This is a genomic window from Streptomyces sp. NBC_01288 (assembly GCF_035982055.1).
In the GTDB taxonomy this organism is placed as follows: Bacteria; Actinomycetota; Actinomycetes; order Streptomycetales; family Streptomycetaceae; genus Streptomyces.
Genome location: NZ_CP108427.1, coordinates 7,592,049 through 7,603,856 on the forward strand (window position 1 = coordinate 7,592,049; position 11,808 = coordinate 7,603,856).

Genomic DNA, 11,808 nt, shown 5'->3' on the forward strand with positions numbered 1-11,808 from the left:
TCGTGTGGGTTCAGCGGGTTGGGCCGAGGCCTCGCCTTCATGAGACCTGGCGTCGGGAGAGAGCCAACCTGCGCCGGGGCCGGTCGATTTCGGTGACGACGACCGTGACCTCATCGCCGACCTGGAGGACGTCCTCCGGAGTCTCCACAGGCGCCGGGGCGAGTTCTCGGAGATGAACCAGCCCCTCAACGTTGTCGGCGACCCGAACGAAGGCGCCGAACGGGACCAACTTGGTGACCTGTCCTTGCAGCCTCTGGCCCACCGCCAGTCCTTCGACGAACGCTGTGAAAGGGTCCGGCCACATCGCTTTCAAGGACAGTCTCGCCTCTCCGTTCCAGTCGTCGAACTGGAGGAACTCGCACGAGATGAGCTGCCCGACATGCACGACGTCCGACATCGCTTCGACATGCCGCCACGACAGTTCGGCGACCGTGATGAACCCGACGCCGGGGAAGACCGGATGGGCAGGGCCGTCGTCCAGCGACACGAACACGCCGAACGGCTCGATCGCCGCGACCGTTCCGGAGAGAATCTCACCGCGCCTACGCGATGTCAGGAACGCCCAGAGTTCCGGGTTCTCGGTGGCGGTCATCGCCAGCCGGACCCGGCCCTCGTCCGGGGCGACGGCCGTCACTTCAGCGGTGATCCGTCGGCCGACCTCCAGGGCCGTGGCGTCATTCCAAAGCCAGGAGACGTCTGGCTTCGGGACGATCCCCAGCGGGCGTGCGGGGAAGCCGTCCAGGGTCACCACCACCCCGTGCGACCGCGTGATCTCCGCGACCGTTCCGCTGCACAGGTCGCCGACGTGGATCCCGGCCAGGAAGTCCCGAGAAGCCTGATCGTCCGGCGCTGTCCCCATGCCGTCCAGCCTCTCACGGGGAGCCGTGCGCCGACCCTGCTCCAGCCCTGGCCGTCAGCGTGCGGCGACCAGTTCCTGGGTGCTGGTGACCGTGCCGTCCGGGTGTTGGGTGAGGCGGAGGACCAGGACGTGTCGGCGGTCGGCCGGCGCGGTCACATAGAGGGGGCGGCCCTTGTTCAGGCCGGGGGCCCTGAACTGCATCCGGGAGTTGAAGGCTCCGGCCGCGCTGTTGCAGCCCTTGGCCAGGGTGCGGCCGAAGGGGTCGTGGTCGTGGCGGGTGGCGTCCACGTCGTAGTCGACGAACTTGTCGTCCGGCTTGGCGACCGTCCCGACGTTCATCGTGACCCACGCGTGGACCTTCACGTCCGAGCAGACGGTGACCGTACTGACCGCCTGCGGATCAGGGTCGTTGAGTTCCTTGCCCTCGGCCTGCTCTCCGACCAGCAGCATGGCGCCGGCCGCCCCGCCGATCAGTACGACGATGAGGGCGGCACCGAGCAGAACCATCGAACGCGGGCGAACGATCGGGAACATGACCCCTCCGGGGGTGACTGTGGGCGGCACTTGTCCGTCAACTCGCCCAAGGCGAAAGGGCATTGTTGTCTCATAGGAGACCCACGGTCAGGAGGAAGTTGCGAGCGGGACCACATCAAGACGCCCTTGTGACACAGGAGTTGACGCGCCGTCACAGATGCGGGCGGGGCCCGGACAGTACCTAGCCGCGGCCCATGCCCAGGTACTTCTCGCCCACCGGATCGATGTCCACGCCCAGCCCGTTCAGGAGGCCGGCGAGCATCGTGTAGTACCCGACCGTCGTGATCAGCTCGACCACCTGACGGTCGGTCAGATGCTTGCGCAGGGTGCCCAACGTGGCGTCTGTGAGCGTGTGTCGGTCCATCAGCTCCTCCGTCGCCGTCAGCAGCGCCGACTCGACCTCGTCGAACTCGCCCTCCTCGCGCCGGAGTTCGACGACCGCCGCCAACTGGTCGGCGGTGACCCCCGCGTGGAGCGCGATCGGGCGGTGCTGGACGATCCCGTAGGCGCAGTCTGTGTGTGCCGCCACCGCCACCACCACCAGTTCGCGCAACCGCACCGGTATCGACGACCCGAGCACGCCCATGCCCAGGTCGATCGCCGGACCCGTCAGATCCGGGGCGTGGGAGAGCATGCGGAACGCGTTCAGCGGAGTGGGAAGCGCGTCCACGGCCTCGGCGGAACGCTCCGGGTACGGTATTCGAGCCACGGTGACCTCACTGGGATCGGGTTGATCGAGCCCATCGACTCGGTCGAGGGGTGGGCACCCATCGCCGTACCCCTCTCACTCCTGCCGGAACCTCTCCCGCAGCTTCGGGAAACGTTCCGCGAGCACGGCCTCGTTCTCCAGGTTGAGCGCCGCCCCGAGCGGCTCGGCCGGCGCCGGGGGAATCCCCAGGTCGGGGGCGACGGCTCCGGTGAGCTGTTCGTACGCCTCGTCCGCCGCGTACCCCAGTTCCTCACCGTCGCCGTCGATCTCGTAGTCGAAGTCGTCGATGAGCTCGGCCAGCGAGTCGGGGTCGTGCACGGCACCCTCGTACACCTCGCGGCCCTGACCGATCAGCCAGCACCGGAAGAAGTCGAACGCGTCGTCGCTCGCGCCGTCCAGCAGCACCCACGCGGCACCCCAGAGGTCCCACGTGTACGCGCGGTTGTAACGAGCCTCGAAATGCCGGGCGAAGTCCAGGACCAGCTCCGGGTCCAGCAGCAGAAGCCGGTCGACGAGCAGGTCGGCCTGCTCCTCGGGGTCGCCCTCGGCGGCCTCGCGGGTGGCGTCCACCAACTCCCAGAACTCCGTCTCGTCCATCACGGGTCAAGCATCGGGCCTGGAGGGGTGGTGCGCACGTGGAGTGCAGCGGATTGTCACCTGGAGCGGGGCAGATCGTTATGGGCGCTGGTACAGAGCGGCGAGCCGTAGCGCGTCGTCCGTGAAGCGTGCCCGCAGGCTCTCCGGGGCCAGCACCTCCACGTCCGGGCCGAGCCCCGCGAGCTGGCTGTGGGCGACCTCCTCGGACTCCACCGGCAGGGTCACCGTCACCCACCCGTCGTCGGCGTCCGGCTGGCCCACTGCGTCCAGCGCCTCCCGCGCGGCGACCGGATCGACGGCGTACGGCAGTCTCCGCGCGCCGTCCGGCGACAGCCGCACCACCACCTCCGCCCGCAGGATCGACCGCGCGAACTGTTCCGCCCGTTCCTCCCAGAACGCCGGAAGGTCGAAATCCGGGTCCCGTACGAAGCGTTCGGCGCTCGGCTCCACCGCTGTGAACCGGTCGATGCGGTACACCCGGTAGGAATCGGGGTCGGCGGTGATCCGCGCGCACAGGTACCAGACACCTGCCTTGAGGACGAGTCCGTACGGCTCCAGTTCGCGTTCGACGTCGGAGTCCGCGCGCCGGTACCGTGCGACCATCCTCCGGTCGTCCCACACGGCGTCCGCTACGGCGGGGAGCAGTTCGGGTGTCTTGGGCTCGGTGAACCAGCCGGGGGCGTCGAGGTGGAACCGCTGGGCCGCCGCGCGCGAGGCGTCCGACAGGGAGGGCATCAGCGCCGCGGACACCTTCAGCCGGGCTGCGGAGGCCGCGTCCTCCAACCCCATCTCGCGCAACGCGCCCGGGACCCCGCTCAGGAACAGCGCCTCGGCCTCGCTACGGCCCAGCCCGGTCAGCCGGGTCCGATACCCGCCTACCAGCCGATACCCGCCGGCCCGCCCTCGATCCGCGTAAACCGGCACGCCCGCCTCCGACAGGGCCTGCGCGTCCCGGGTGACGGTCCGCTCGGAAACCTCCAGCTCGCGGGCCAGTTCAGCGGCGGTCATCGAGGCCCGGGACTGAAGCAGCAGCACCATTTTGATGAGACGGGCAGCGCGCATGCGTCCCATGATGAGGGATCTCGCCCCCGCCGCCCCTACCCGTCCCATCCTCCAGGGGCTCCGCCCCAGACCCCGTCCCGGGGGCCAGCCCCCGGACCCCCGCTTCGGCCTGAACGGCCTCGTCCTCAAACGCCGGACGGGCTGAGTGGTGCGGACCCGCCATTGATAGCCGCAACGCCGGAGAGGCTGTTTTCAGCCTCTCCGGCGTTTGAGGAGCGGGGTCTGGGGCGGAGCCCCAGAAGGACGGGACGGGTAGGGGCGGCGGGGGCGAAGAAACAGCCCCTACAGGCCGTAGCGCTCCCGCGCCTCCTTGACCGCCGTCGCCTTCACTTCCCCACGCCGCGCCAGCTGCGCCAACGCCGCGACCACGATCGACTCCGCGTCCACCCCGAAGTACCGACGTGCCGCATCCCGCGTGTCCGACAGACCGAACCCGTCCGCACCCAGCGACGAGTAGTCCTGCTCGACCCACTGCGCGATCTGGTCGGGAACCTGGCGCATGTAGTCGGAGACCGCGAGCACCGGACCCTCGGCCCCCTGCAACGCCTGCCGGACGTACGGAATTCGCTCCTCGCCCCGCAGCAACGCCGCGTCCGCGTCCAACGCATCCCGCCGCAGCTCGGTCCAGGACGTGGCCGACCACACATCGGCAGCCACACCCCACTCCTCCGCGAGCAACCGCTGCGCCTTCAGCGTCCAGTGGATCGCCGTACCGGAGCCCAGAAGCTGGATCCGCGCCGCGTTGGCAACCGGCGAAAGTCCAGCAGACTCCGCCGTGTTGAAGCGGTACAGGCCCTTGACGATGCCCTCGTCGATGCCGAGGCCGGCCGGCTTGGCGGGCTGGGGGATCGGCTCGTTGTAGACCGTGAGGTAGTAGAAGACGTTCGAGTCCTCGCCCGGGGCGGCCTCGCCGTACATGCGGCGGATGCCGTCCTTGACGATCGCCGCGACCTCGTACGCGAACGCGGGGTCGTACGACAGCGCGGCCGGGTTCGTCGCCGCGATCACGGGGGAGTGACCGTCCGCGTGCTGAAGGCCCTCGCCCGTCAGCGTCGTACGGCCCGCCGTCGCACCGACGAGGAAGCCGCGGCCGAGCTGGTCGCCGAGCTGCCACATCTGGTCGGCAGTGCGCTGCCAGCCGAACATCGAGTAGAAGATGTAGAAGGGGATCATCGCTTCGCCGTGCGTCGCGTACGACGTCGACGCGGCGATGAAGTCCGCCATCGAACCGGCCTCGGTGATCCCCTCGTTGAGGATCTGGCCGTTCTTGGCTTCCTTGTAGTACATGAGCTGGTCGCGGTCGACGGGCTCGTACGTCTGGCCCTTGGGGGAGTAGATCCCGAGGGACGGGAAGAGCGACTCCATACCGAAGGTGCGCGCCTCGTCCGGGACGATCGGGACCCAGCGCTTGCCGGTCTCCTTGTCGCGGACCAGGTCCTTGACGAGCCGTACGAACGCCATCGTCGTAGCGACGTTCTGGGTGCCCGAGCCCTTGTCGAAGGACGCGAACGTCTTGTCGGCCGCGGCGGGCAGCGCGGCGAGGGGGTGCGTGCGGCGGGCCGGGGCGGGACCGCCCAGAGCGGCGCGGCGCTCCTGGAGGTAACGGACCTCGGGGGAGTCGGCGCCGGGGTGGCCGTACGGAACGACTCCGTCGATGAAGTCGCTGTCCTTGATGGGGAGTTCGAGCAGGTCACGCATCTGCTTGAACTCGTCCGTCGACAGCTTCTTCATCTGGTGGTTGGCGTTCTTCGACGCGAAGCCCTCGCCGAGCGTGTGACCCTTGACCGTCTGCGCCAGGATGACCGTCGGGCCACCCTTGTGCTCTACGGCCGCCTTGTACGCGGCGTAGACCTTGCTCGCCTCGTGACCACCGCGGGAGAGGTGGAAACACTCCAGGATCTTGTCGTCGCTCAGCAGCTTCGCCAGCTCGACGAGTGCCGGGTCCTTGCCGAAGAAGTCCTCGCGGATGTAGGCGGCGCCACGCGTCTGGTACGTCTGCACCTGGGCGTCCGGTACCTCGCGCAGGCGTCGTACGAGCGCGCCCGTGGTGTCGAGCCGGAACAGCTCGTCCCAGGCGTTGCCCCACAGGGACTTGATGACGTTCCAGCCGGCGCCGCGGAACTGGGCCTCCAGCTCCTGCACGATCTTGAAGTTCGCGCGGACCGGGCCGTCGAGGCGCTGGAGGTTGCAGTTGATGACGAAGGTCAGGTTGTCCAGACCCTCACGGGAAGCGAGTGCGAGGGCCGCCGTCGACTCGGGCTCGTCCATCTCGCCGTCGCCGAGGAACGCCCAGACGTGCGACTCGGAGACGTCCTTGATGCCGCGCGCGGTGAGGTAGCGGTTGAAGCGCGCCTGGTAGATCGCCGACAGCGGGCCGAGGCCCATCGACACCGTCGGGAACTCCCAGAGCCAGGGCAGCCGGCGCGGGTGCGGGTACGACGGGAGGCCGTTGCCGCCCGCCTCCTGGCGGAAGTTGTCGAGGTGCGCCTCGGTGAGGCGGCCGTCGAGGAAGGCGCGGGCGTAGATGCCGGGGGAGGCGTGGCCCTGGATGTAGAGCTGGTCGCCCGAACCGGGCGCCTCCTGGGATTCCTTGCCCTTGAAGAAGTGGTTGAAGCCGGTCTCGTACAGCCAGGCCGCGGACGCGAAGGTCGCGATGTGGCCGCCGACGCCGTGTTTCGCGCCCCGGGTCACCATGGCCGCCGCGTTCCAGCGGTTCCACGCGGTGATCCGGCGCTCCAGCGCCTCGTCGCCGGGCGCGGACGGCTCGGCGGCGGTCGGGATGGTGTTGACGTAGTCCGTCTCAAGCAGCTTGGGCAGCGCGAGGCCGTTGCCCTCCGCGCGCTCCAGCGTGCGGCGCATCAGGTACGCGGCACGGTGCGGGCCCGCAGCCTTCGTGACGGCGTCCAGGGAGGCCTGCCATTCGGCGGTCTCCTCGGGGTCGCGGTCCGGGAGCTGGTCGAGCTCGCTCGGCTGGATGGCGTAGGGGTCGGTCATAACGCCGCCTTCCTCGGTCGAAGGGGGGTTCCCTCATCGGCAAGGGGATTTCGGGGGTGCCCTTGGTCTTTGGCAGGACAGGGCGGCGGGCCCTTGTAAGGAGCCCGTCGGTGACTGTAACTCCCTGATCGATGATCGATCAAAGGTTCCCGGGCAAAATATCTTGATTACGAGAAAGTCGGCACGGGGTGCCTCCGGCGGCGGCACCGGGTGTCGTGGTTGCCCGGGGTTTTCGCAGGTCGGAGGGGGTCTTTTGGGAGGGGGAGCGCCCCTGTGGTCGGGCGTGGTCGGGGTGGGGGCTTGGGTTGTGTGCGGGGTGCGGGTGCGTGGGGGCTGGTCGCGCAGTTCCCCGCGCCCCTTAGGGGATTGGGGTGGGCTGGGTCAGGAGGTGCGGGTGTGGCATCGGCGGAGGCCGTGTCCTCGCTGGGTGTTCAGGGGCGCGGGGCGCAGCCCAGGACATGCGCCTTCACCAGCTCCGCGATCCGCGGATCCCGGCGTCGGAACGCGGCCACCAACTCCTCGTGCTCCTCCGCGTACGACTGCTGGACCGTGCCCAGCCAGCGGATCGACAGCGCCGTGAACACCTCGATGCCGAGGCCCTCCCAGGTGTGCAGCAGCACGGAGTTGCCCGCGGCGCGGACCAGTTCGCGGTGGAAGCCGACGGTGTGCCGGACCTGGCCGGTGCCGTCCGCGTCGCGGTCGGCCTCGTAGAGCGCGGCGACATGCGGTTCGAGCGCCGAGCAGTCCTCGGCCAGCTTCCCGGCCGCCAGCTCGGCCGCGATCGCCTCAAGACCGGCCCGCACCGGGTAGCTCTCCTCCAGGTCGGCCGCGGTCAGATTCCGGACGCGTACGCCCTTGTTCGGCGCGGACTCGATCAGCCGCAGCGACTCCAGCTCGCGCAACGCCTCCCGCACCGGCGTCTGGCTGACCTCCAGCTCGGTCGCGATCCGCCGCTCCACGATCCGCTCGCCCGGCTTCCAACGGCCGCTCACGATCCCCTCCACGATGTGCTCGCGGATCTGTTCGCGCAGCGAGTGGACGACGGGCGCGGTCATGAGAGCTCCTTAAGGGCGTTTGACGTTTAGACAATAAGGCCGCACGCCCGCTCGGGAGGGGCGCACGGGGGCGCTTTCATGCAGGTGAGACGAGACTTACACGCTGGTGGGCGGAGTGCGCGGGTGCCCTGCGGGGCGTCGGGGGGCGCGATGAACTGGGGAGTTCGAAGTGAGGCCCGGGGTCTCGGGTTGATGGCGGTGAGGGTGACCGGTTGTCGACCGGCGCTCACTCCGGCGTGCGGCCGGACGGGCACCGCGCGGCAGCGGATCATGGTCGGCACCCCGGCTTCGGCGGTGCCCGCGTCTTCGTGAGACCGGACGGCGCCCGGGAGTTGGGCCGAGTCGGCCGGGGTCGGCTGTGCGTCCCGTCCGGCGGCCACACCGGCGCCGGCACCCGACGGGATCGTACGCCGGGACGCTCGACCGCATGCCCCCGGGCGCGACCCGCTACCGCCGCGCAGGCTCCCCGACAAGCGACGTGGGCGCAGCCCGGGGCCGTGCTCCGGCAGGCGGCGCAGCGGGAACCCACCTCACCGGGCTGCCTGGACACGACGTACGCCCTGCCGCTGCCCGTGCGGGAAACGCGCGGTGCCCCCGCCCGGAAATTTCCGGAACGGGGGCACCGTACAAACAACAGGCCGGCTGGCCGGCGAGTCGGCTACAGGCCGAGCTCGACCTCGAACTCGCCTGCCTCCAGGATCGCCTTGACCGCCGTCAGGTAACGGGCGGCGTCCGCGCCGTCCACCAGGCGGTGGTCGTAGGAGAGGGTCAGGTACGTCATGTCGCGGACGCCGATGACCGTGCCCTCCTCGGTCTCGATGACCGCCGGGCGCTTGACCGTGGCACCGATGCCGAGGATCGCGACCTGGTTCGGGGGCACGATGATCGTGTCGAACAGGGCGCCGCGCGAACCGGTGTTGGAGATGGTGAAGGTCGCGCCGGACAGCTCGTCCGGGGTGATCTTGTTCGCCCGGACCTTGCCCGCGAGCTCGGCGGTGGCCTTGGCGATACCGGCGATGTTCAGGTCGCCCGCGTGCTTGATGACCGGGGTCATCAGGCCCTTCTCGGAGTCCACCGCGATACCGACGCTCTCGGTGTCGAAGTAGGTGATCGTGCCCTCTTCGACGTTGATCCGGGCGTTGATGGCCGGGTGGGCCTTCAGCGCCTGGGCCGCCGCCTTCACGAAGAACGGCATCGGGGAGAGCTTGACGCCCTCGCGGGCGGCGAAGGAGTCCTTCGCCTGGGCGCGGAGCTTCATCAGGCGCGTGATGTCGACCTCGACGACCGAGGACAGCTGCGCCTGCTCGTGCAGCGCCTTGACCATGTTGTCGCCGATGACCTTGCGGATGCGGGGCATCTTGACGGTCTGGCCGCGGAGCGGGGAGGCCTCCAGGACGGGGGCCTTCTTGGCGGAGGCGGTGGCGGCCGGAGCGGCGGCAGCGACCGGAGCCGGGGCCGCCGCGGCGGCCTTCGCCGCCTCGGCGGCGGCGATGACGTCCTGCTTGCGGATACGGCCGCCGACGCCGGTGCCCTTGACGGAGCCCAGGTCCACGCCGTTCTCGGAGGCGAGCTTGCGCACCAGCGGGGTGACGTACGCGCCGTCGTCCGTCGCCTGCGCGGCGGCGGGCGCCGGAGCGGCCGGGGCCGGAGCAGTGACCGGCGCGGGGGCCGGGGCGGCGGGGGCGGCCGGAGCCGGAGCCGCGGCGACCGGAGCGGGCGCCGGAGCCGGGGCGGGCGGTGCGACCGGAGCCGCGGGGGCCACCGGCGCGGGGGCCGGAGCCGGAGCGGCGGCCGCCGGAGCGGGCGCCGGGGCGGCGGGGGCCGGGGCAGCCGCCGGAGCGGCACCCGGGGCGCCGACGACGGCGAGCTTGGCGCCGACCTCGGCGGTCTCGTCCTCGCCGACCAGGATCTCCAGCAGGACGCCGGCGACCGGGGAGGGGATCTCGGTGTCGACCTTGTCGGTCGAGACCTCCAGGAGGGGCTCGTCCTCGGCGACCTCTTCGCCGACCGCCTTCAGCCAGCGGGTGACGGTGCCCTCGGTGACCGACTCGCCCAGTGCGGGCAGTACGACGTCGGTACCGGAGGCGCCGGCGGCCGGAGCGGCAGGGGCCTCGGCGGGGGCGGCCGGGGCGGGCGCCGGAGCCGCGGGGGCCTCGGCGACCGGGGCCGGAGCGGGCTCGGGGGCCGGAGCCGCCTCGGGCTCGGCGGCCGGGGCCGGGGCAGCGGCGGGAGCGCCGGTACCGTCGTCGATCACGGCCAGCTCGGCGCCGACCTCGACGGTCTCGTCCTCGGCCACCTTGATGGAGGCCAGCACACCGGCGACCGGCGAGGGGATCTCGGTGTCGACCTTGTCGGTCGACACTTCGAGCAGCGGCTCGTCGGCCTCTACTCGCTCGCCCTCGGCCTTCAGCCAGCGGGTGACAGTGCCCTCGGTGACGCTTTCACCGAGCGCCGGAAGGGTTACGGAAACCGCCATGGTTTCGGTTGCTCCTTACGAATTGCGGAAGTCTGTGTCGTCGTCCGACCGAGGGGGTCAGTCGTGGGAGTGGAGAGGCTTGCCCGCCAGTGCCAGGTGGGCCTCGCCGAGCGCTTCGTTCTGCGTCGGGTGGGCGTGGATCAGCTGGGCGACCTCGGCGGGCAGCGCTTCCCAGTTGTAGATCAGCTGGGCTTCGCCGACCTGCTCGCCCATGCGGTCGCCGACCATGTGGACGCCGACCACGGCACCGTCCTTCACCTGGACGAGCTTGATCTCGCCCGAGGTGTTGAGGATCTTGCTCTTGCCGTTGCCCGCGAGGTTGTACTTCAGAGCGACGACCTTGTCCGCGCCGTAGATCTCCTTGGCCTTGGCCTCGGTGATGCCCACGGAGGCGACCTCGGGGTGGCAGTACGTCACCCGGGGGACACCGTCGTAGTCGATCGGAACGGTCTTCAGACCGGCCAGACGCTCCGCCACCAGGATGCCCTCGGCGAAGCCGACGTGCGCGAGCTGGAGCGTCGGGACGAGGTCGCCGACGGCGGAGATGGTCGGGACGTTCGTCCGCATGTACTCGTCGACCGTGACATAGCCGCGGTCGATGGCGACGCCCTGCTCCTCGTAACCGAGACCGGCGGAGACCGGGCCGCGGCCCACCGCGACCAGCAGCAGCTCGGCCTCGAACTCCTTGCCGTCGGCGAGGGTGACCTTGACACCGTTCTCGGTGTACTCGGCCTTCGAGAAGAAGGTGCCCAGGTTGAACTTGATGCCGCGCTTGCGGAACGCGCGCTCAAGAAGCTTGGAGGAGTTCTCGTCCTCAAGAGGAGCGAGGTGCTTCAGGCCCTCGATGATCGTCACGTCGGCGCCGAAGGACTTCCACGCGGAGGCGAACTCCACGCCGATGACACCGCCGCCCAGGATGATCGCGGACTGCGGGACGCGGTCCAGGACGAGGGCGTGGTCCGAGGAGATGATCCGGTTGCCGTCGATCTCCAGGCCCGGCAGCGACTTCGGCACGGAGCCGGTCGCCAGCAGGACGTGGCGGCCCTGGACGCGCTGGCCGTTGACGTCGACGGAGGTGGGGGAGGAGAGCCGCCCCTCACCCTCGATGTAGTGCACCTTGCGGGATGCGATCAGACCCTGGAGTCCCTTGTACAGGCCCGAGACCACGCCGTCCTTGTACTTGTGGACGGCCGGTACGTCGATGCCCTCGAAGGTGGCCTTGACGCCGAACTGCTCGCTCTCGCGGGCCTGGTCGGCGATCTCGCCCGCGTGGAGCAGGGCCTTGGTGGGGATGCATCCTCGGTGCAGGCAGGTGCCGCCGACCTTGTCCTTCTCGATCAGGGCGACGTCCAGGCCCAGCTGGGCCCCGCGCAGCGCCGCGGCGTAACCGCCACTACCACCGCCGAGGATCACTAGGTCGAAAACGGTGCTGGCGTCGTTCGCCACGTCACGTCCTCCATGCATGTGCGCCACGCCGGTCGGCGACGACCGGTCGGCGGCTGGTGTCCGGCCGCTCTTTCTT

At 70.2% G+C, this 11,808-nt stretch carries 9 protein-coding genes; all 9 read right to left on the minus strand.

The genetic code is table 11. The annotated features are described in order from the left end of the window. Positions 1-37: 37 nt before the first annotated feature. The 9 genes from OG194_RS34265 to lpdA all read right to left on the minus strand — a co-directional run bounded on the left by OG194_RS34265 (position 38) and on the right by lpdA (position 11,732). Positions 38-859 (minus strand): S1 RNA-binding domain-containing protein, encoded by an 822-nt coding sequence (locus tag OG194_RS34265; protein ID WP_327404641.1) that lies wholly within the window; start codon positions 857-859, stop codon positions 38-40. Between the two features lie 54 nt (positions 860-913). Next, entirely contained in the window at positions 914-1,393 is a 480-nt protein-coding gene (locus OG194_RS34270; protein ID WP_327404642.1) for a hypothetical protein, read from the minus strand. Between the two features lie 181 nt (positions 1,394-1,574). Further along, positions 1,575-2,102, minus strand: coding sequence for a carboxymuconolactone decarboxylase family protein (locus OG194_RS34275; RefSeq protein ID WP_327404643.1), 528 nt, complete (start codon positions 2,100-2,102; stop codon positions 1,575-1,577). Between the two features lie 75 nt (positions 2,103-2,177). Next, positions 2,178-2,699, minus strand: a complete 522-nt coding sequence (locus OG194_RS34280; RefSeq protein WP_327407309.1) for a DUF4240 domain-containing protein — start codon at positions 2,697-2,699, stop codon at positions 2,178-2,180. Positions 2,700-2,777: 78 nt separating this feature from the next. Continuing rightward, the gene (locus OG194_RS34285; protein WP_327404644.1) at positions 2,778-3,761 is read right to left on the minus strand and encodes a helix-turn-helix transcriptional regulator; all 984 of its coding nucleotides are present in this window, start codon (positions 3,759-3,761) and stop codon (positions 2,778-2,780) included. Between the two features lie 282 nt (positions 3,762-4,043). Then, positions 4,044-6,755: a pyruvate dehydrogenase (acetyl-transferring), homodimeric type gene (gene aceE, locus OG194_RS34290; protein ID WP_327404645.1), complete on the minus strand. Its 2,712-nt coding sequence runs from the start codon at positions 6,753-6,755 to the stop codon at positions 4,044-4,046. A gap of 431 nt (positions 6,756-7,186) precedes the next feature. Continuing rightward, positions 7,187-7,810 carry a GntR family transcriptional regulator gene (locus OG194_RS34295; RefSeq protein WP_327404646.1) on the minus strand — a complete coding sequence of 208 codons (624 nt, stop codon included), beginning with the start codon at positions 7,808-7,810 and terminating at the stop codon, positions 7,187-7,189. Positions 7,811-8,468: 658 nt separating this feature from the next. Next, complete coding sequence (sucB, locus tag OG194_RS34300; protein WP_327404647.1) at positions 8,469-10,286, minus strand: 2-oxoglutarate dehydrogenase, E2 component, dihydrolipoamide succinyltransferase; 1,818 nt, start codon at positions 10,284-10,286, stop codon at positions 8,469-8,471. A gap of 57 nt (positions 10,287-10,343) precedes the next feature. Continuing rightward, complete coding sequence (gene lpdA / locus OG194_RS34305) at positions 10,344-11,732, minus strand: dihydrolipoyl dehydrogenase (protein WP_327404648.1); 1,389 nt, start codon at positions 11,730-11,732, stop codon at positions 10,344-10,346. Positions 11,733-11,808: the final 76 nt, after the last annotated feature.

Bases quoted from the DNA above. Each gene is read 5' to 3' on its own strand.
- OG194_RS34265 (WP_327404641.1), bottom strand. From the start codon at position 859: ATGGGGACAGCGCCGGACGATCAGGCTTCTCGGGACTTCCTGGCCGGG.
- OG194_RS34270 (WP_327404642.1), bottom strand. From the start codon at position 1,393: ATGTTCCCGATCGTTCGCCCGCGTTCGATGGTTCTGCTCGGTGCCGCC.
- OG194_RS34280 (WP_327407309.1), bottom strand. From the start codon at position 2,699: ATGGACGAGACGGAGTTCTGGGAGTTGGTGGACGCCACCCGCGAGGCC.
- OG194_RS34285 (WP_327404644.1), bottom strand. From the start codon at position 3,761: ATGCGCGCTGCCCGTCTCATCAAAATGGTGCTGCTGCTTCAGTCCCGG.
- aceE (WP_327404645.1), bottom strand. From the start codon at position 6,755: ATGACCGACCCCTACGCCATCCAGCCGAGCGAGCTCGACCAGCTCCCG.
- OG194_RS34295 (WP_327404646.1), bottom strand. From the start codon at position 7,810: ATGACCGCGCCCGTCGTCCACTCGCTGCGCGAACAGATCCGCGAGCAC.
- sucB (WP_327404647.1), bottom strand. From the start codon at position 10,286: ATGGCGGTTTCCGTAACCCTTCCGGCGCTCGGTGAAAGCGTCACCGAG.